A 19,527-nucleotide genomic window follows, 5' to 3' on the forward strand; every position below is an offset into this window, starting at 1 on the left:
CCGGGCGGATCTGCGGAACCAGTCCAGCCGGCGCGCCTCGTATAGATGCTGCGGCATACCCTCCAGGAAGTGGCGACGTGAGTGGTTCGCTACTTCGGCGTCGCTGTCTCCGCCACCTGCGTCACCGCGCGCCGGCGCGCCCGCGTCGACTGGCCTTCGGTCGGCGGCGTCTCGATCGTCCTGGCGGGCTTCCTCACCAGAAGCTTGGCGCGCCGGGCGTTGAGTCCCATTCCGGTATCCATGGTCACCAGCCGGACTTCGGTGCCGGCTAGAGTCTGTAGCGCCATCGCCCGATCGATGATCTCGGCGTCGGGATCCGAGAATGGCCGGTGCGCCGGATCGTCGTAGAACACCCGCAACTCGACCCCGCCTCGAGGTATCTCTCCGCGGGCGGCCACTGCATGCCAGTCGGCGTCCTTGGGCCGGATCGACACCGTGCTGTACGGGTTGTCCAGCAGTTTGTCGATGACGGCCAGCGTCACCGAGGCCCGATAGCGCGTCTTCTGGTTCCCCGACTCCTTGAGCCGGTCGAATTCGCGAATCACCACTTCTGGAAGCACAAGCAGGACGTCGTCGAATCCGACACCGAGTTCCTCGGGCCACGGGATGCTCGCGATAACTGCGGTCGGGTCGTCGTCCTGCGTCCATGCCGGGTGGGACAGGAAAACGCTGGTATCCACTACCGCCAAGACCTTGCCTGCTGCGGCGGCCCACGTGCCAATCTGCTCTTGGAGCGTCTCGAAGGCGGCAGTAAGCAGGGCCTGCCGATCGGACGAGCATGGCGAGATCCTGGCAGGCCATCGCGGTCGCCGCCACAGATCCTGTCGACGCCTTCTCGTTGTCAGGTGCTTCATTCCACTAGCAGCTGACATCAGGCTTGATGTCAGCTGCCGCTGAACGCCCAGCTCGGTCTGGCAGTCGTCTGAGGCATCGACGACGTGGGGCCATTCGTGGGGCCAACTGGAGTTAAACAACGCTGTCAGGGAGGTCAGATGACGTCGAGAGCGCAAAGCCCGGAGCCTCACGTCGACCGGTGTGGCAACGGACGTCGGACTCATAATCCCTTGGCGTGAGTTCGGCTTCCTTCTTGTTGGCCGTGTCACCCTAAACTGGACTCGCCACGACGGCCCGACTCGGCTGCGGCTGGGGAGCTGCGTTACCCGACGAAGGCGGTCATCCGGATCGAGACAAGCAGTCCGGGCAGTTCGACACCGAGCTTGGCGACGTAGCGAGTAGGCGGCTCGGACGGGAACCACCGCGCGTATTCCTCGTTGAGGCCGGCGAAGTCGGCGGGGTCTGTGAGCAGGACGCCCACCTCGATGACGTCGTCCATGCTGGCGCCGCCGGCCTGCAGGATCATCTCGCAATTCGTCAGCGCCTGTCTCGTCTGAGCTTGGATGGTGTTTTCGGCGAGGCTGCCGGTGCTCGGGTCGATGCCGACGATGCCCGAGACGAGCACGTGGGGTCCGGCCTTGACTCCTTGGCTGTAGAGCGGCGAACTCGGCGCGTTCGCGGTCGTGATGATCTGCCGTGCCATGACGGTTCCTCCTGCTTCTCCCGCATTCCAGGACAGCATCGCAGGTTCGACACCACAGCATGCTCGACCCAATTCCGAGCTGCCGCCGGAATGGTCAATGGGAACGTCATCGCCGCGATCGGCTCGGGCAGCGCCCTGACTCGGCATGGCGATAGCAACCTTGGCTCAGGTCATCACAGCCCGGTCGGTGCGCCGGTCGCAGCGTGAGCTGGCGAGCCATCGAGACTGCCCGGTGGCACCGCGGCGCGCCAGCTGATGCGTACGGTACGGCATCGACGGGCGTGGGTGTCGGCGACGCTCGAAAATGAGGCCATAACGACGTCTTCAGGGTTCCCGGATGACACAGGCCGAGGTCGATGGTGATTTGGTTCGGGCCGAACTCGCGGGCTTCTTCGACGGTCGCACCTGCCGTTCCGAACCCTGCTGTCCGGGCCCGTTCTCCAGGCCGCGAGTGGATTCGAAGTGTACAGTTCTGTACATGAGTGACACCCTGCCAATCACCGAGGCCCGGAGCCAGTTCGGCTCACTGGTCCGCCGGGCCTCGACCCGGCGCGAGCGGACCACGATCACCGACCATGGCCAGCCGGCCGCGGTGATCATCAACGCCCAGGAGCTGGCCGACCTCGAAGACGACCTCGCAGTCGCCAAGTACCGCGCGGAGCAGGCGGCGGGGACGCTCCGTACGGTTCCGAACCGGGAGGTTCGCCAACGGCTGGGCCTGACTGAGGCGTGACTTACGAAGTCATCTGGAGCGAACGCGCGCTCGACCAAGCCGCGGGCTTCCTCAAAGACGACCCGGCAGGGCTGGAACAACTCCTCAGCACGGTCGACCTCCTCGCCGACGACCCTCGCCCGGTCGGCACCACCGAATACGGCTCACCAGACCTACGGCGCCTTCACGTCGGCCGTTACCGCGTCCTGTACGACGTCAATGACGCCATTGTGACCGTGGTCGTGATCCACGCCGGACGGCTCGGGTAGCACCTCACACCCACTGGCAACAAAACTGCGCGAAGGCATCGCCGCCGGCACGTACAAAGCCGGCGCACCACTACCGCCGACAACGGAACTCGCAGCAGAGCACAGCGTCTCGGTCGGAACCGTCAATCGAACTGTTGCCCTTCTGAAAGCCGAGGGACTCGTCCAGGCCAGCCGCGGCCGACGCGCGACAGTGATCGAAACGGGTTGAGCACAGCAACTATCAGGTGAAACGACCGACGGCGCTCGGGAGCGTGCACCGCGGCTGCTGCAGCGCTCGCCTATCTGATCGGTCTGAGCCCTTCGTTGCTGGCGGAATCGGTCTCGCGTTGGCCGACCGGGATAGTGGTCGCTGCTGGTTTCGGATTGGGTGTCATCTTGCTGGCCTCGATCGGGACTGCGCAGTGGTTGATCCTTCGTTATCAGGTGGCCATGGCCGGGGGCTGGATCGTCGCGGCTGCGGTCGCCTGGCTGTGCGGTTTGGGAGTCTTCCTCGGCTTTGCGATGCCGCTGTGGCGGCCGGGGCAGCCGCTCGTTCTCACGGTGGGGACCGGCATCGCCGGCGGTTTGCTGATGGCAGCTACCAGCTCGGCGATCACGGGTGTGGCCCTTCGCCGGCTCGTGTAGGGCCTCTCCGATGCATCAGATCGCTCATATTCCAGGTGAGCGCGGCCGGTCTTACCGACCGGCGGCCGGGGGGTGTCGAGCAATCGATCGAGCTCGCCGCCGGCATTTTCCTATCCGGCATCTGAGATCTGCTGCAGGTCACGCAGGTCACGCGTGGAGACCGCCCTGCGGGTCAGCAATGCCGCCCAGCCAGCGCCGAGAGCGCCGAGAGCGTAGTCTCAGAGGGCAGTGCGATTGGCAGTGACCGAGAGCAGCGAGCTCGCGGCCTGCAAGCAGCGCGCATTGCCAATGAGAGGGAAGCCGATGGACAAGCTACCCACACCTTCAGCGCGGCCCGATGATCATTCAAGTAGAGCCGATCAGCGCGAGCGCAACGCCGACTCGAGAGAAGCGGCGTTGGACACGCGTGAAAGAGCCGTCGAGGCCGCGGAATCCGCGGAGGCGGGCCGTGACCAGGAGAACCAAGCCATCCTTGAGGCCGCCGACAAGCGCGACGAGGCGGCCGACGTCCGCGACGCGGTCGCCGATGAGCGCGACAAAGGCGCCAGCCTGGACTCATTTCTCCGGGACGCCGACTACAGCCCAGGACACAAGGCAAGGATGTCAGCCGGCATGGACCGGGTCGATTCGAAGGACGACCGGCACTCGGCCGCCGATGACCGCAGCAATCTGACCCGAGACAACCGGGAGCGGTCCGAGCTTGACGATGACTAGCTTCACCGAGCACACCCAGGAACCGTTCGTAGAGCAGCGGAATCCGGTGCAGCAGACCCGTTACTGGATAGGCGCAGCCGGTAGCTGCAACGCCGAGCACGATCAGGGCGGCAAGGAGGACGCGCATCACGCGACCGTAAGGTACCGCTGAGATCTCGCCCGCCTCACGTCATGGCTCAGCCTCATCTCAGTTGCTGCGACTGGGCGCGCTGGGCTAACGCTCAGCAGTTCAGCGTGGGAACACGCTGGGAACCAAGAGGGGTCGATTCGAGTCAACTGGAGTCAAAATCGACCGAACTGGAGTTGGCTGGCTACGCGTGGAGGGGCGTATGTCGGCGGGGGCGTCGGTTTCCTAAACCGCACGTCGGCCGACCCGACGGCACGGCCAGTGTGCCTCAGGCGGGAGAGCGCCATCTGCGGAAGCACTGCTGCGCTTCGCCGAACCACATGCTTGGCCCATCCACGAAACCGCTCCCGGGTTTGCCAGTCTGGCGGTTGACGACGATCACCGCTAAGGATGGCTCGCCCCGCGCGATGCACTCCGCAGAGACACGGCGTAGAACTCTGTTGATGTGATGCGGTAGCGGAACGTCGTCGGGAAGTCTATAGCCATAGCGAGTTCGCCACAACTCAGCGTCGTACGACGCATCGCCGCCGTGACGAGTGCGCCTCGCGCCGTCGCCGCGTACCGCTCAGAATCCATGCTTCGCCCTTGGCTGGCGGATCCGACGCGCCGACGGTCACCTCTGCTGGCCGCGACTTGATCCCTGCGGAGTCTTGCGACCGCTGCCCGAGGGTTCGACGATGGCTGCATCCCCCCTCAGAAGGAGCATCATGAGCGAGCAGACGAGCAATGCCTTGCCGATCGTGCTGATCCACGGGCTTTGGATGACCGCCCGAAGCTGGGACCGCTGGGTGGAGTACTACCGGGCGAAGGGACATGAAGTCGTCGCGCCGTCGTACCCCGGATTCGAGATCGAGGTGGAGGCCCTGCGTGAAAGGCCCGAGATCATCGCCGAGGCGACCGTCCCCGAAACGCTCGACCATCTCAGCGAGGTGGTCGAGAGCCTGGACCGCCCGCCGGTCATCATGGGCCACTCCTTCGGCGGGACCTTCACCCAACTCCTGGTCAACCGCGGCTTCGGCGCGGCCGCCGTGACGATCGACTCGGCGCCACCCGAGGGCGTGCGGGTGAACCCGCCGTCCCAGATCAAGTCCCTGTTCCCGGTCCTCAAGAACCCGGCCAACCGGCACCGCGCGGTGGGCTTCACCAAGGAGCAGTTCCACTATGCCTTTGCCAACACGGTTAGCCGGGAGGAATCCGACGCGGCGTACGACCTTCTCCACATCCCGGCGCCCGGCAGTTGGGTGTGGGCGTACGGCCTGATAGCCAACTGGAAGCCGGGTCACCAGGAGACCTGGGTCGACTACGACCTGGACGACCGTGCTCCGCTGCTGTTCATCATTGGCGGCCAAGACCACTTGATGCCGCCCTCGGTGATCCGTTCGAATGCGAAGAAGTACCGCAATTCCGAGGCGCTGACTGAGACCTACGAGTTTCCGGACCGCTCACACTTCACCGGTGTCGAGCCTGGCTGGGAGCAAGTGGCCGACTACGCGCTCGAGTGGGCGACGAGCCATGCGCGAGAGCGGCAGGGCTGACCAATGCGCAGGCAGGTGGCGTCGCCACAGCTGGACGCCGGGATGACTGCGATGAGTCGGCCGCCGGGGTCGACTCCACACGGGCTTCCCGTTGAGATCGTCGAGGAGTCGAATGGTAGGTGGGCGATCACGTCCAAGACTCTGAAAGCGAGGAACCGTGGCGATTCACACGAAAGCCGAGGCGCTTGCGATCATTCGCCGTGCCTACGGACCCGACCTTGCCGATTCGATCGCAGGACAGCTGCCAGATCAGATCGACCCTGACAACGAGGCGGACGCGGACCTGCTCTTCCGCCTCGGCGTGACCCGAGAGGGTCTCGTCGATGCACTCGGCGGCGAACTCTGAAGGCCGGCCGAGCCTTAGCGCCAGGCCGGCACGAAACCATGCCGCGCGCGAGCCACCAACTATAAGTCTGAGGTGGTTGGAACGACACCAAGCCGAGGGCAACCAGACCGGCTTGCTACTTCGAAAGAGCGCAGGCACCGTGACGCGAAGACCAACACCATCTTCGCCTCGGCGGTCGGCTCACCCCATCCGCCGCTTCAGTCGCATGGAAACCTGTGCTGAACCCAGGACATAGCGGCGGCTATCGGCACCGTGCTGAGCTGCCCGAGACGAGATGGTGCTCCGGCATCACAATGGAGTCCCGCGCACGTGGCGGTTGCCGGGCGGTCGTGGGGAGGGGTTGTGGTGGAGAAGCCGATCATGCTTGTGGTCATGGACGATCAGACCGTCCGAGCCGCACTTGTCGACGATCTTCAGCGGCGCTTCGGCGCGGACTATCGGGTCGTGGCTGCCGGATCGGGTGCGTCGGGGTTGGCGCTGGCTGCGGAGGCCAGGGGGCGAGGCGAGGAGGTTGCGCTGTTCATCGTCGACCAATCGCTGGCCGGGCGGCCTGCAGTCGACGTCCTGAGTCGCGCCCGCGAGGTCGTTCCGGTGGCGAAGCGCGTTCTGCTGATAGACCGCGGTGACTGGTCGGCGGCTCACCCGGTCGTGGCGGCGATGGCGTTGGGACAGGTGGATTACCACCTCTACAAACCCTGGCATCCGCTCGAGCGGATCCTGTATCCGGCGGTCAGCGAGTTTCTTGCCGCGTGGGACAAGTCGCAGGAAGCGCAGGTCGTGCCGGTCCGGATCGTCGGCGCCGAATCCTCGGCGCGATCCCATGAGCTGCGGGACACCTTAACCCGAGTCGGTGTCCCGTACTGGTTCTACGATCACGACTCGACCGCTGGAATCGAGTTGCTGGCGGCCGCCGGTGTGGACCGCTCCAGGCTGCCCGTGGTCGCGTTCTACGACGGGACGGTGCTCGTCGATCCGGCCCTGCCCGAAATCTGGCAGGCCTTGGGGGTGCGGACCCGCATCGATGTCAAGTCCTGTGATCTCGTGGTCATCGGAGCGGGGCCGGCCGGATTGGCGTCTGCTGTGTACGCCGCGTCGGAGGGATTGGAGACCCTGGTGCTGGAGTCTGCTGTGCCGGGCGGACAGGCGGGAACCAGCTCGCTGATCCGGAATTATCTGGGTTTCCACCGGGGCATCAGCGGCGACGATCTGACCAATCGCGCCGTCGAGCAGGCCTGGTTGTTCGGAACGAGATTCGTGCTGTCGCAGGCGGCGGTCCGGCTGGGCACGCGGAGTCGGCTCCAGTTGGTGACCACCAGCGACGGCAGCGAGGTCACGGCCCGTGCCGTCGTCATCGCGACCGGGGTGACGTGGCGTCGCCTTGACATCCCGGAGCTCGACGCCCTAGTCGGCGCCGGAGTCTTCTACGGCGCGGCAGGCGCTGAGGCGAAGGCCATGCAGGGGCGCGACGTGTTCGTCGTCGGCGCAGGCAACTCAGCCGGTCAGGCCGCGATGCACCTCGCCAGGTACGCGGCGTCAGTTACGATGCTCGTCCGCGGCGAGACGCTCCGCGCCACGATGTCGGAGTACCTCGTCTCGGAGATCGAGCAGGCGCCAAACATCCACCTCCGGCTCGGCACCGAAGTAGTCGGCGGAGCAGGGGCGGGACGGCTTGAAGGCATCACGCTCCGGGGGCCAGCCGGTGCCGGTACGGAGGTAGTCGCGGCCTCGGCGCTCTTCCTGCTAATCGGGGCCGAACCGCGCACTGCGTGGCTGAACGACTCCGTAGCACGAGACGACCATGGCTTCGTGCTCACCGGTCGAGATCTCTTCACCAATGGTGAGGCTTCGCCGAGCTGGACGCTGCGGCGCCCGCCGATGCTCTTGGAGACCAGCATGCCGGGGGTGTTCGCCGCGGGCGACGTCCGCCATCGGTCCATCAAGCGCGTCGCCGCGGCCGTCGGCGAGGGCTCCACCGCGATTCAGCTGATCCACGAATACCTCAGCGATCCCGAAGGCCTGGACACCAGGTGATCTTCGCGGTCCCGCTATCGGCGATTTCGTAAGTACAGAGATACCTGCGAACTGGCCAGAGCCGAGCCCGTGGACTGACTCCGTTCGCGCGACGGCTCTTACTTGAGAGCGACGGCGACAGACAGACGCCGAGGTGCGCGTAAAGCCTCCCAAAATCCGGCGACACCCCTGGGCTCCGGCCACAGCTCCCTGCTGGGACTGAATCAATATGGGTAGATTCAGCAACGGCCCTCGGGCAGACCCTCGGGAAGGTAGCGAGGGGTAACTCGGCCAGAAGATGCAGCCCGAAGGCTGCAGACGGCCCACCAGTCCCGCGACCCGGCGCCGCTGGCGACTGGCTTGGGGACTGAACTCCTGGTGAAACGACCAGGCCAAAGTGGTCCCAGAGCGCACAGGAGTCGGCCACAGATGGGCCGAGTTCAGGCGCGCTGACTCAGTCCGTCCCCCTTCTAATCCGACGGTCAGGATCCGAGCGTCCGAAGCATTGTCTGGGTGGTGAGAGTCAGGAACCGTGTTCCGAGCCCCGCGGATGCCCTGGCCAATTCGACTGACGCTTGCCAGGTCGCCCTTGGAACCAAGCGCCGGCGATCACGGTCGTGGGAGTCGACACCAGGCGAACCGGTGAATGCTTGTGACGCCTGGAGGTTGAGTCGGGGACTTCGATTTCCAAATCTGGAAGTCGCCGGCGCGGTAGCGCGACTCGCAACCACCACCCGCAGGCTGTTGAACAGCGAGTCGTGTGGCCCTGTGGATGACGTCGGCGACTGTCTCGGTTACCGTGCCGACTATGGGTCTTTGCGACATTACTGACCGTCAGGCGGTGGTTAGTGCGCTATCCGAGTTCGATCAGATCGGTCGCGAGGCATTCCTCGCTAAGTACGGCTTCGCGCGGGCACGCTCGTACTTCATTGAGCACGAAGGAAAGCTGTACGACTCCAAGGCCATTGCCGGCGCTGCCCACGGCATCCAGCACGGCACAGCGCTGGTGCCCGCCGACTTCAGTGGCGGCGATGCCACAGTCGCTGCCCTCATGCGACGGTTGGGCTTCCACATGACCACAGGCACATCGGGTAGTACGCCCCATTGGTGGGATGGTGATGCTCGAGAGAAGTACCTGGGTGGAGATCCGCCAGGTCGAAGGCATCGGCACCTATTTGCAGTGTCCTCTGCTCAGGGAAAACGGCCAGCAGGACCCCTGGTACAACCTGGTCCCGACCGTTGCGGTCGGAGACGTAATCTTCCATTGGAGCGTTCGTGAGGGACGGTTCGTGGGAGTCAGCCAAGTCGCCACGCCAGCCCGCGTTACCCGTAGCGGCGGGGATGATGGGTATTGGGTTGATCTGGAGGGATTCACGCCCCTCGCAGTGCCGGTCGACCACCATGTGCTGCGTGGCAAGGCCGATTTCATCTACGAACTGCGCGATGCACTCGAGGAGCGACACGGCCGGCCGCTCAACGTTCCATTCCAGTTCACGAACGACCGATCTCAGCTTCGGTTCATGTCGAACTACTTTGCCAAGCTCCCCGCCGACCTCGTCACCGAGCTGTTCGGTGCAGAGGCGAACTGGCACCCGCAGGCGGTGACCGTCTCCTCAGCGCATGCCCAGTCGAGTCGTATCGTCACTCATCAGGTGCCGTCCCCGGCGTTCCTCGCGCCGTTCAGGCCCAAGGCTGATACAACGTATGAGGCCTTCGTGACGGCTGGACGACAGCGTCGCCATCGTGACCACGAGACGCTTGTCAACGCCTGTGCTCTGTGGCTGCAATCAAGTGGCCACACATCGGCCCGCAACGCAGCCGTGGATCTCGGATTGCTCGACGGAACGGTCATCATCGAAGCCAAAATCATTGGAGGCGCCTGGCCGGGCGCCATCCGCGCCGCCCTCGGGCAGCTTTACGAGTATCGCTACTTCCAAGTTGCACGACCTGACGCCGCGCTGATTTTCCTGTGCGATCAGCCTGTACCGACCGAGTGGGTCGCCTACCTCGAGGACGACCGCGGCGTCGGATGCATGTGGCCTGCACCGCCATCCGGTTTTGCATTGACTTCACTGGCCCGTCGAGCACTTCGGCTATAGCTAATCAGAGAGTGTCGTCCGTCGCGGACCCGATTCTGTATCCGCTGCCGCACCTTCGTGAGCTGCTACGCACATTGGAGGAATCCATGTCCGTACTCGTTGTGACAAGCTGCACTGGTCTGAAGGCCACAACGTCAAACGCAGAGCTCACAGTAGAGCACTTCGACGATCCAGATCGGCTGGCTAGACGCGAAGCCGAGCTATGTGCGCTCATGCGGCCCGCCGGAACGATGTACACCGGTCAGCAGCACGTCGCGGCCATGGACGGCGTGCGAGTGTTGCGCGCCGCGCTCGGCGCCGACGCGATCGCGGTCGCCATCATCTCAGCTGGCTACGGCGTACTGGACGAGTCACGTCGAATCGCTCCATACAACGTGACTTTCCACGGGATGCCGAGACAAGCAATTCGATCTCGCTCCGCGAAGCTCGGTATCCCCGGCGCGATTCGCGCACTGCTTCCGGGGCATGACGTGGTCTTCCTCCTACTCGGCAAGGACTATCTGACAGCAATCGATCCACCGCTTGCGCCTGACCGACGTCAGCGGCTGGTGTATCTGGCAGGGCCGCGTGAAAGCCGTGTCACGACCGGCAGCGTGGTCGTACCAGCTGGCAACGCCCAAGCAAGATGCTATGGCGCCGGTGTGGTGGCACTCAAAGGCCGGATCCTGCAACTAATCCGACACGAGATCGAACGGAGCGGCGTACAGGCGCTCGCGAGTTGCCCGTGGGTCGAGCGTCGAGTTTGGACAGGCGGAGCCAGGCACGCTCGGCTCCATCCAACCGAGTGGCGGGTAGACGACCCGAAGGCATCCCGACGCGAGGTCGGTAGCCTGAGGCATGGCAATTGTTGGTAACGAGGAGCACAAGCGTCGGCTCCAAGAGATCGAAGAGACCGACTTGACGGCGGAGCAAACACTGCTCGCCAACATGCTGGCGACGTGGGATCAGACGTTGGTCGAGGCGTTCCACGAGCACGAGACGGTCGCGGGTGCCCTCCGCGCGGTCGGGCTCACCCGCGCTGCTGATGTGCTCGACGGTCGAGGACGTCCCGAGCACTGAGAGCGGGCGAGCCTGCCGAGGCGGAACTTGCGAGGCGCCCCCTGGGGACTGCGTTGGGGACTGAACTGGCGGCTAGAGAAGTAGATCGGAGTGGTCGCCTAGCGCACTGAAGTAGGCCAGCGATCCGCAAGTTAAGCCGTGATGACCCGGTCCGTCCCTCTTCTAATCCGTTGGTCGCAGGTTCGAATCCTGCCGGGCGCGCCATGTGATGTCTCAAGACATAGGCGACAGCCGAACCCACGATTCGTGGGTTCGGCTGTTGGTTATTTGGGGTGTTTGCGGGTGGGGCCGGGTGGCCGTCCGGTGGGCTGGTAGTCCTTGGTGGGGTCGAGGACCAGTTCGCGTAGGAGTTCGCCGGTGGCGGCGTCGACGACTCTGATGTCGAGGTCGTGGACGAGCAGGAGAACGTGGGTTCGGGCGTGGGTTCGGCCGATGCCGAGGTGGTGGAGCCGGCCGTTCACGCGGAGGGTGACCACGCCGGTGTCGTCCACGCGGTCGGTGCGCACCCGGTGGTGAACCTCGCCGGTCCGGTCGGTGCTGGGGGTGGCCTTGGGGCGGGCGGTGTAGGCGGTGGCCGGGGTGGCTCGGTGCGGCAGGGACCGGTGCGGGCGGTGCTGGTTGTAGGCGGCGACGAAGGCGTCGAGCAGGGCCTGGAGTTCGGTGATGGTGGTGGGCTGGACGGGTTGGGCTCGCAGCCACTTCTTCATCGTCTGCTGGAACCGCTCGACCTTGCCGCAGGTGGTGGGGTGGTTGGGGCGGGAGTTCTTCTGGACGGTGTTCAGCTTCCGCAGCTCGGTCTCGAGGCCGTTGCGGCCGCCTTTTCCGCCCGATAGCCGGGTGGTGTAGACCATGCCGTTGTCGGTGAGCGTGGAGGCCGGGATTCCGTACTTCGCAACGGTTTCGCGGAACGATGTGACCACGATGGGCCGGTCATCCGGGGGTGGGCGGTGACCGAGAGGGCGTAGCGGGAGTGGTCGTCGAGCCAGGTGATGATCTCCACGTCGACCCCTGGTGAGCCGTCGGGGCGGGTGAGGCGGTAGTGGGTGAAGTCGGACTGCCAGCACTCGTTCGGCTGTTCCGCGGCGAACCGCAGGTACGACGATCTGGGCCGCTTGGCCGGGTCCGGCACGACCGCGCCTGCCCGGGCCAGGACCCGGTGGATCGTCGCCCGCGACAACCTGACCTGGTGGTGGTGTTGCAGGTGCCAGCCGATGGTGTCCGCGCCGGCGTCCAGGCCCTGCTCGGTCAGCTGTTTGCGCAGCGTGAGTACCAGCTCCACCGTCTCCGGTGGGTGGCCCGCGGCGAGGTCCTCGGCCGCCGCGACCGCGGCTCGAACGCCGCCTCACCCTCGGCCAGATACCTGGCCTTCAGTTTGTAGACCCACGCTCGATGCACCCCGTACCGCAGGGCCACCTCACACGCCGTTTGACCCTCGACGAACAAAGCAGTGATGACCAACCGAGCCTTCGACATGCCCGAGCGTCCAGCCCGCCAGCTCTGTCGCCGATCACCTGAGACACGTGTCGCCTATGACTTGAGACATCTGTCGCCGATGTGTTGAGCCACAACACTGCCGGGCGCGCCACCTCACGAACAGCACATATGCCGACCAAGGCATATACTCGGTCGGCGTGCGTGGAACAGTTTTGTGAAACCGCGCCCCCCAGACTGGCGCCACGGGGAGGCGCCGCGGGGCCATATAGAGCAGTACCGCGGCAAGTTCCGCGCAGTCGTGTCTGCTGGCTCCGATCCCCTTACACGCAACGCAGGCACCTCAGGAGCTCCCTCTACGCAACTGAGGACGAGGCCGAGATTGAGGGCCTCAACAGGAAGTACATCGGAGCCCGTTCCGGCTCCACCCAGTTCGCCAAGCTCGACCCCGAGCTGCTGGAGAAGTTCTGCGCCCGGCTCCGCAAGTGCAAGCACCTGTGCGGCGGGCGGCGTTCAGGCAACCACGTCTGGTTCCGCTCGGAGCGAGCTCGGTTCGACAGATCCACTTCGTCCTCCCCGGCGCCGGCCACAGGGGTGTGCGATGGAAATACCTATTGGCTCACAACTTCCCTCCAACAAGACGCTTCGCGCCCAGTTCCAGGTGCCGATCCTCGCTGGCCCCACGCAGGGGAATGAGGTCCAAACGCGCGAACGTGCATCCTGGGCCTGCCGCCGCTCGTAGCGACTCTGATCGATGCGGGCCCACACGGCGCCCGCGAGCAAACCGCCCAGAGCACCGACTCCCCCACCCGCTTCCTTCTCGGCGGAGTCGTAACATCAGGCTCGGGTTGTAGCTCCGGCGCGGAAGCGCAGACTTGCTCGGTCGAAGAATTGAAACTTGGCGGACGGACCTCGGTCGCCTGGTGCCTGGTCGGGCTCTGTGGCAGGACACGTTGGGGTACGGCTGGGGTACGTACAGCAGCGAGATTTAAGTTGCTGGTCGGTCGGCCAAACCCGCCCATGAAACCGGCCCTCACCCGAGTGTTGCACCCTCTGGCATCGCCGCTGGCCCTGTGGAACAGTGATCGAAATGGCGCCGCAGCAGGCGGCACCACAAGCTGCCGGGGGGAACCATGAAAGCACGAGCGGCAATCGCCTCATCGTTGGCACTTCTCGCGTCGACGGTGTTCGTCGGGACGGCGGCTGCCGCCCCGCCGGGCGCGGGACTGGAGACGGTCCAGGCGACGTGCGGTGGTCAGGAAGTTACCGCGACTGTGACGGCCGGCGCGACGTTCTGGGTCGGCGAGCAGCACTACCTGCTCACTTCATTCACAGGAACGTTTACGCCGGTTGAGGGCGAGCCGGAAACGTTCACCAAGACGTACGGCCAAAGGCAAGGCTTGGCGGACGAGATCACATGCACCGGCACTGAGGAGGTCCCAGGCGAGGGGACGTTCACGTTCGTCGTTACAGCCGTCCCCGTCCCATAGGGTACGGGCGGCACGGTGGATCCCGTCGAAGTACGGCGGGATCCAGCCGTTCCAACGGTCACCCGAGTGACAGTGACTTCCCGCCGCCGGCGGCATGCGACTCTCTACCAGCGGTTTCGGCAACACGGCCGGCCGCAGCGAGCGCGAGATTCCCATGCGCATCCGTCGTTTCGTGCCACGAGTCATGGCATGCATCTCGACCACCCTAGATCGCGGCTCTCACCCGGTTGGCCCGACCAGGCGCACCGGCCGCCGGCCTTCGATCCGTAGTCGAGTTTGTACCGCGGCAGATAAGTGCGGCTATTGGCCGTTTCTCAGTTCAGGCTGATCATGGTGGACGTCGCCACAGGTTCCAGATCTCCAGAGCGAGCGGCGTAGCGCTCGATGGGCCCCGCTGTCTGTGCGTCAAACCACCGGACAAAGGCCTTGTACGTCAGCGCCTTCACGTCCTCGGGCCCACGACAGTCACTCCGCGTAGATGACGCCGCAGGGAAGGCACATTGAGCAGGTGCGCACTTCTGCCGAGAGCAGTCATGGTCGGAACCTCGTAAGATGTGGCCGGTGGGATGGGAGGCACTCGGGCAGTGGGGTGGAGACGTCGCTCGCATCGAACCGCTGGCTGGCGGAGTCGCCAACGACGTGTGGAGCGTGCGCGTCAACGGGAACCTCGCGGTCGGTCGTCTCGGCACCAGGAGCGACGCTGATCTGGCGTGGGAGACCGAGCTCCTGCAACACCTCGGCCGGGAAGGTCTGACCGTGCCGGTGCCGATCCCCACCACGGACGGCCGGCTGTTCGCCGACGGTCTGGTGGTGATGACCTACCTGGAGGGCGGACCGCCCGAGACGCAGGCCGACTGGCGCCGCGTGGCCGGCACGCTCCGCGAGCTGCATCGGTTGACAAAGGGCTGGCCGCAGCGCCCAGGCTGGCGATCGTCGACCGACCTCCTGCACGCCGAGACCGGGACGAAGATCGACCTCGGCGCGATGCCCCCTGAAAGCGTCGCTCGATGCCGAGCCGCGTGGGCGCGGCTCACCGGACGTCAGACCTGCGTCGTCCACGGCAACCCCAACAACCCTGGCAACGTCCGCATGACCGCGAATCAGGTCGCGCTGATCGACTGGGACGAGTCGCACGTCGACGTCCCCGACCTCGACCTCGTGCTGCCCGACAACGCCGCCGGCCTCGACGACGAAGCGTACGACATCGCCGCGCAAGCGTCGGCCGCATGGGAAGCCGCCGTCTGCTGGGACGACGAGTACGCAGTCAAGCGGCTCGCCGAAGTCCGAGCGGTCTGAGAACGCGTTCGAGAAGTGGGGTTATTGGCGGTCGTGTGCGCACATCTGCCGCAGAGATCGCGCGCCCAGGTGTCTCGGCTCGTCGTAGGCGACCGGCGCAAGGCTCGTGCGGCGTCGTAACCCCGGCCGGCCGCTTACAGAGCCAGTGCAAGAATCAGTTCCTGGAAGAGTTCCTAGCCGGATGTGTCACTGGTCTGTCACGGACGTCTTGAGACTCGGCACTCTCTTCGGCACAGTCGCGCATCACTCTCGGCGGCATGAGCGGAAGTCACCAGTCAGTCAACGCGATGGACGTGCACTGGGAAAACCGGTATGGCGCAGAACTGGTTGTACTCACCGGCGCAACCGCGGAGTTCGCCGTCGCTCGCCCACCACGCACCAAGCCCGAAGCTCTCGCTCTGGCATGGGAGTACTTCGTCTACAACGACGGCTACTACGACCAGTACGGAGCGGACAACCTCACCGAGCTCGCCGCCAGTCTCCTCGCCGCGCCAGTCTGGCTCGCCTGGTGGGATTGAACCCACACCGACCACTCTCCACCGCGCTCATCACCCGATCACGGAAGCGTCCGGAATTTGGCATGACCGCACGCATCGCGCCATGAGAGTGCGTTCGCGACTAGTGTGCCGCCATGGTCGCCCAGATTCCGATCTCAGTCGCTGCACTTGTGCGCGACGGTCTCGTGCTCCTGGTGCACCGCCATCCATCGCGTCGGTGGTATCCCGACTGCTGGGACCTCGTCGGCGGACATGTCGAGTCAGGCGAGTTGCCTCACCAGGCCGTCAGTCGGGAATGCCTCGAAGAACTCGGTGTCCACGTCCACGACCCCCTACCCATTCCGATGACGGTCACTGACCCCACCCTCGACATGCACGCGTTCCTCGTCACACGCTGGGAAGGAGAACCTGTCAACGCCGCACCCGAGGAGCACGACGACCTTCGCTGGTTCCGGCCCAGCGATCTCGCAGACCTGAAGATGGCCCACCCGGCCAGCCTGTCGAGCATCCTGAGCGCCGTCCAGGTCGCAACCGGTTAGCCGCTACGAACCGTCCGCTCATCGGCATGACCGCGCTTCCCTCTCGCGGCAGATGAGGGCGTTGGATCGACGCCCCACCGTAGCGAAGCGTCAGTGCGGGTACGCCGCCGAGTCGGTTGGCTCTATGTCCGCGCTGAGAGTTGTTGTTCCCAGAACGGCTCTGCCTGCGACTCGACGAATCGCAGCACTTCTGCGGCGAGCGCGTCGTAGTTCTCGTGGTGCAGCTCCTTCGCGCCCGGCTCGTAGTTTCGCGGCCCGAAGACGAACCAATGATCGCCCTGGGGAGAGTCCGCACTTCCAAGTCGCCGTCGAGGGGCGGGGATGTCCTGGGCCGTCACCTTGTGAGGTGGCTTGTGCTTGCCCCAGGAGGTGGTGAAGCCGTCAGGCCCGCACTCAGCGACCTCGACGGCGAAGCTTCCGCCAGCAGAGAAGAACTGGAAACTGATCAAGCAGATTTGGGCGTCGGAGCGGCGATGCCGGTGCGGCAGAGATCCGGTGAATCCCTTGGAAGCAGCTGCTGTGTGATCGCATCCTTCAAGGCGCCATCCATCGCCTCACGCGGCGTCATGCCGTCTCCTTCCCACGCTGTCGACGTCAAGATCCTCGTCACGGTGGGCTTCAACCCTACTGGGCCACAACGTCCCGTCATCGGCATGAGCGGATGGTTTCTGGGACGGATGCGGGCAACCACCATTCATCGGTAGAGTTGTGGGCATGTGTGCTTGTGCGTCCGTGACTCGTCCCTGCCGTTTTCGCTGACGGCGCTGGGACAGTCTGTAGGTAAGTTCCTCGGTTCCGCGCCGCCGGCTTTCTGCCAGGCGGCCGTTTCGCGTTGCCTGGCCCCTGCCATCTCTCAGGAGCCGCCACATGTACGCACACAAGCACCCCGAGCCGACCGATCCGCGCGTCGGACCTGCAACCGTTTACTTGATCGTTGGCCTGCCCGGCGCAGGGAAAACAACTCACGCGAAGGAACTGGAGATCAGCGCGTCGGCCCTACGGCTGACTCCAGACGAGTGGCAGATCATGCTGTTTGGCGATCAAAACCCACCAGACAAGCGTGACCTCGTCGAAGGCAAGCTGGTTCAGCTCGGCATGCGGGCCGCGGAGCTGGGCACTAATGTCGTCTTCGACTTCGGGTTCTGGGGAAAGGACGAACGATCAGCGCTCCGCTGGATCGCTGGCGCCGTCGGCGCGCGTAGCCAAGTCGTCTACCTGCCCATTGACCACAAGGAGCAACGCAGGCGTGTCACCAATCGGTTCGCAACCACGCCCGATCAATCCTTCCACATGACCGACGTTGAACTCAAGCAGTGGCGGGCTCAGTTTCAAGCGCCGGACGACGAAGAACTGCGAGGTTCTCAGATCCCACCCGTCCCACCGGAGCACGCGACATGGTCGGCGTGGGCCTCGCAGCGCTGGCCATCCTTGCCCGATCAGTACGCACCGACCGCCGCTAACTCCCGCTACTCACACGAACCATGACCCAATACGCTGCTTCGAATCACCGTGCGCACATCGGCGTACGTGCGTTGGCCAGCGCCGCAGGGGTCGCCAGGCTTCCAGCTGGTCGCGCATCAGATGGCGGACATGTGTCGCGCACCTGCAGGCGGATCACAGTGCTGGATGGTTCTGCCCAGTAAGCCAAGCAGTGCGGCTGCCGACGTTCTCATTACGAGGAGGAAGTACAGCGAAGCACCAGTCACCACGCATGAGGCCGAAGCGCTTGTTGCTGGCGAACGTGGACCAGAAGCGCTCGCGCCGTCGCATAGGCTCTCTACCAGCGGTTTTGCTGACACGGACGCACGCACCACACGCGAATTTCCCAGTGGTAGCCGTCATTTCGCACCACCGTCAGCACGACGGCTGGCCGCCTACCAATGCCGGCCGCTCGGAATCCACGGCTGACCGCGCCTCGCGCTGCCCAGCCGCTGCAACAAGGTGCAAAATCACTGAATTGGTACTCGGCCGGTGCCGGTGCCTACCGTGCCGAGATGAATGATGCCCAAGGCAACCGTCACTCTTGGAGCGCCGAGACCAATGGGCTACCCGTCCACCACTCGGGCGCCTGCTCCGGTAGCTCGCCGGTAGCCTGCACCGGCCGACTCGCATCCTGGCCGTCGGAGGCCGCCGATCCAGCGACCAGCCCTGATCGTCCGTCCCCCAGGTTCCTCTGCTACCGCAGTTCGTCCAGCAGGTGAAGCTGTCCGCCTGGGTCGAGTTGGCGTTTGCTCCGCCGTGGTTGTGGTGGTCAGTTAACTGCACTGCCGAGGTCGCCTACTGCTTGGCTGACCGTTGTTTGGACCACGTGATCCAGCCGACCGCGGTCGTGATCGCAGGGACGGCGAACAAGGTGATCAGCCACTGCACGGGGCTGGATGGCGACTCGCGATCCAGCGGGTTGCGGTCGGCGCCGGTGATCGCTGCCCAGCTCCATGGCACGTGGACGACCAGGAACACCAAGGCCGCAATGCCGACAAGCAAGGCGGCCTGGCCGCGACGGAAACGCCAGAGTGCAATGAGCAAGACGATCGGATACACAACCCACGATGGCGTGATGCCGTCGTCTACCCAGGAGACAGGCGCACACAGCAGACTAACGATGATCATGCCCAGGAGCGATCTCCGCCACGGTTGAACGTCGGCGCGCTGCTCCACCGAACCGCTCATCGGCCACCTCTTATCCCTGACCCCTGGACGCGCGGGCGGCGCTGCAGCCTTCGTGCGCCGCCGAGCCCCTCCCCGCAAGCCCGTCACCTCGATGGTCGTCCCGTTCCTGCATTGCGTCAACGGCGTCGGGCCGCCGCGAGCCCGCGCCTGTGGAAGGTGTACCGGTTCCGACGCCCGTCGACTCTGGAGTCTCAGCGTCTGGGCTTTGCCTGGTGGGGTGTGCACCGCGGCCCGCGTTGACCCGAACCGGTATCGGGTGTGGATCCACGAAGGATTGCCCGCTCGCCTGATGGGCAAGGCGATCCTGTTCGGCCTCAGACACCACGTTCTGTCGATCCTGGTCAAGGTCGTGATCGGGTTCCTGCTGATCGGCGTACTCGGCGTGTGGGTTCCTCGGCTTCAACCACTACGTGGTCCTTATGCTGTCGCCCTTCCTCGCACCGCTCGTCGTACCGTGGGCCGCTCGCATCCAGCAGAAGCTCGCCGATCAGGCCGTGTTTCAGAAGTCGGTGTGGGAGCGGCTGGGGGTGGTGGGACGACGGGCAGCGTCAGTGTGGCGGTGTTGGTAGCGA

23 protein-coding genes are annotated in these 19,527 nt (G+C 65.0%); 15 read left to right on the top strand and 8 right to left on the bottom strand.

Features of this window, described 5'->3' with window-relative positions:
* Nucleotides 1-89 precede the first annotated feature (89 nt).
* Together AB0F43_RS05775 and AB0F43_RS05780 are read right to left on the bottom strand one after the other, a co-directional pair.
* A complete protein-coding gene (locus AB0F43_RS05775) occupies nt 90-854 on the bottom strand; it encodes a PIN domain-containing protein (RefSeq protein WP_360471135.1) in 765 nt (254 codons plus the stop codon).
* A gap of 302 nt (nt 855-1,156) precedes the next feature.
* A complete protein-coding gene (locus AB0F43_RS05780; RefSeq protein ID WP_360471138.1) occupies nt 1,157-1,537 on the bottom strand; it encodes a Rid family hydrolase in 381 nt (126 codons plus the stop codon).
* Between the two features lie 478 nt (nt 1,538-2,015).
* Between AB0F43_RS05780 and AB0F43_RS05785 the strand changes: the two genes are divergently transcribed.
* The 10 genes from AB0F43_RS05785 to AB0F43_RS05830 all read left to right on the top strand — a co-directional run bounded on the left by AB0F43_RS05785 (nt 2,016) and on the right by AB0F43_RS05830 (nt 11,032).
* A complete protein-coding gene (locus AB0F43_RS05785; RefSeq protein WP_360471141.1) occupies nt 2,016-2,270 on the top strand; it encodes a type II toxin-antitoxin system Phd/YefM family antitoxin in 255 nt (84 codons plus the stop codon).
* Entirely contained in the window at nt 2,267-2,518 is a 252-nt protein-coding gene (locus tag AB0F43_RS05790) for a type II toxin-antitoxin system RelE/ParE family toxin (protein WP_360471144.1), read from the top strand. Before AB0F43_RS05785 ends, AB0F43_RS05790 begins: the two co-directional genes overlap by 4 nt.
* Before the next feature lie 25 nt (nt 2,519-2,543).
* Nucleotides 2,544-2,726, top strand: coding sequence for a GntR family transcriptional regulator (locus AB0F43_RS05795; RefSeq protein ID WP_360473034.1), 183 nt, complete (start codon nt 2,544-2,546; stop codon nt 2,724-2,726).
* Nucleotides 2,727-2,893: 167 nt separating this feature from the next.
* On the top strand, nt 2,894-3,142 hold the full coding sequence (locus tag AB0F43_RS05800; protein WP_360471147.1) for a hypothetical protein: 249 nt from the start codon (nt 2,894-2,896) through the stop codon (nt 3,140-3,142).
* Nucleotides 3,143-3,382: 240 nt separating this feature from the next.
* A complete protein-coding gene (locus tag AB0F43_RS05805) occupies nt 3,383-3,856 on the top strand; it encodes a hypothetical protein (RefSeq protein ID WP_360471150.1) in 474 nt (157 codons plus the stop codon).
* Nucleotides 3,857-4,690: 834 nt separating this feature from the next.
* A complete protein-coding gene (locus tag AB0F43_RS05810; RefSeq protein ID WP_360471152.1) occupies nt 4,691-5,518 on the top strand; it encodes an alpha/beta hydrolase in 828 nt (275 codons plus the stop codon).
* 157 nt (nt 5,519-5,675) lie between these two features.
* Nucleotides 5,676-5,864 carry a hypothetical protein gene (locus AB0F43_RS05815; RefSeq protein WP_132208518.1) on the top strand — a complete coding sequence of 63 codons (189 nt, stop codon included), beginning with the start codon at nt 5,676-5,678 and terminating at the stop codon, nt 5,862-5,864.
* Between the two features lie 657 nt (nt 5,865-6,521).
* A complete protein-coding gene (locus tag AB0F43_RS05820) occupies nt 6,522-7,895 on the top strand; it encodes an FAD-dependent oxidoreductase (protein ID WP_360473036.1) in 1,374 nt (457 codons plus the stop codon).
* 1,091 nt (nt 7,896-8,986) lie between these two features.
* Nucleotides 8,987-9,973, top strand: a complete 987-nt coding sequence (locus AB0F43_RS05825; protein ID WP_360471156.1) for a hypothetical protein — start codon at nt 8,987-8,989, stop codon at nt 9,971-9,973.
* 837 nt (nt 9,974-10,810) lie between these two features.
* Nucleotides 10,811-11,032, top strand: a complete 222-nt coding sequence (locus tag AB0F43_RS05830; protein WP_360471159.1) for a hypothetical protein — start codon at nt 10,811-10,813, stop codon at nt 11,030-11,032.
* Nucleotides 11,033-11,295: 263 nt separating this feature from the next.
* On the opposite strand, the gene AB0F43_RS05835 is transcribed toward AB0F43_RS05830, so the two are convergent.
* The 3 genes from AB0F43_RS05835 to AB0F43_RS05845 are packed head-to-tail and all read right to left on the bottom strand — an operon-like array spanning nt 11,296 to nt 12,505.
* Complete coding sequence (locus AB0F43_RS05835; protein ID WP_360471162.1) at nt 11,296-11,883, bottom strand: integrase core domain-containing protein; 588 nt, start codon at nt 11,881-11,883, stop codon at nt 11,296-11,298.
* Nucleotides 11,811-12,311, bottom strand: a complete 501-nt coding sequence (locus AB0F43_RS05840) for a hypothetical protein (protein WP_360471080.1) — start codon at nt 12,309-12,311, stop codon at nt 11,811-11,813. The genes AB0F43_RS05835 and AB0F43_RS05840 overlap by 73 nt, the downstream gene beginning before the upstream one ends.
* Nucleotides 12,278-12,505 carry a helix-turn-helix domain-containing protein gene (locus AB0F43_RS05845; protein WP_360471082.1) on the bottom strand — a complete coding sequence of 76 codons (228 nt, stop codon included), beginning with the start codon at nt 12,503-12,505 and terminating at the stop codon, nt 12,278-12,280. Before AB0F43_RS05845 ends, AB0F43_RS05840 begins: the two co-directional genes overlap by 34 nt.
* Before the next feature lie 1,091 nt (nt 12,506-13,596).
* Here AB0F43_RS05845 and AB0F43_RS05850 point away from each other — a divergent pair.
* The 4 genes from AB0F43_RS05850 to AB0F43_RS05865 all read left to right on the top strand — a co-directional run bounded on the left by AB0F43_RS05850 (nt 13,597) and on the right by AB0F43_RS05865 (nt 16,285).
* Nucleotides 13,597-13,953, top strand: coding sequence for a hypothetical protein (locus tag AB0F43_RS05850; protein WP_360471165.1), 357 nt, complete (start codon nt 13,597-13,599; stop codon nt 13,951-13,953).
* A gap of 552 nt (nt 13,954-14,505) precedes the next feature.
* A complete protein-coding gene (locus AB0F43_RS05855) occupies nt 14,506-15,249 on the top strand; it encodes a phosphotransferase (protein WP_360471167.1) in 744 nt (247 codons plus the stop codon).
* A gap of 257 nt (nt 15,250-15,506) precedes the next feature.
* Nucleotides 15,507-15,767 carry a DUF4253 domain-containing protein gene (locus tag AB0F43_RS05860; RefSeq protein WP_360471170.1) on the top strand — a complete coding sequence of 87 codons (261 nt, stop codon included), beginning with the start codon at nt 15,507-15,509 and terminating at the stop codon, nt 15,765-15,767.
* A gap of 113 nt (nt 15,768-15,880) precedes the next feature.
* The gene (locus AB0F43_RS05865) at nt 15,881-16,285 is read left to right on the top strand and encodes an NUDIX domain-containing protein (RefSeq protein ID WP_360471173.1); all 405 of its coding nucleotides are present in this window, start codon (nt 15,881-15,883) and stop codon (nt 16,283-16,285) included.
* Nucleotides 16,286-16,407: 122 nt separating this feature from the next.
* Here the strand turns inward: AB0F43_RS05865 and AB0F43_RS05870 are convergent, their stop codons facing one another.
* The gene (locus tag AB0F43_RS05870) at nt 16,408-16,773 is read right to left on the bottom strand and encodes a DUF4304 domain-containing protein (protein WP_360473039.1); all 366 of its coding nucleotides are present in this window, start codon (nt 16,771-16,773) and stop codon (nt 16,408-16,410) included.
* On the bottom strand, nt 16,731-16,853 hold the full coding sequence (locus AB0F43_RS05875) for a hypothetical protein (RefSeq protein ID WP_360471175.1): 123 nt from the start codon (nt 16,851-16,853) through the stop codon (nt 16,731-16,733). The genes AB0F43_RS05870 and AB0F43_RS05875 overlap by 43 nt, the downstream gene beginning before the upstream one ends.
* 299 nt (nt 16,854-17,152) lie before the next feature.
* Between AB0F43_RS05875 and AB0F43_RS05880 the strand changes: the two genes are divergently transcribed.
* Nucleotides 17,153-17,770, top strand: coding sequence for an ATP-binding protein (locus AB0F43_RS05880; protein ID WP_360471178.1), 618 nt, complete (start codon nt 17,153-17,155; stop codon nt 17,768-17,770).
* Between the two features lie 792 nt (nt 17,771-18,562).
* Here AB0F43_RS05880 and AB0F43_RS05885 read toward each other — a convergent pair.
* Nucleotides 18,563-18,943: a hypothetical protein gene (locus tag AB0F43_RS05885; protein WP_360471181.1), complete on the bottom strand. Its 381-nt coding sequence runs from the start codon at nt 18,941-18,943 to the stop codon at nt 18,563-18,565.
* Nucleotides 18,944-19,527: the final 584 nt, after the last annotated feature.

Source organism: Kribbella sp. NPDC023972, from assembly GCF_040639075.1.
Lineage (GTDB): Bacteria > Actinomycetota > Actinomycetes > Propionibacteriales > Kribbellaceae > Kribbella.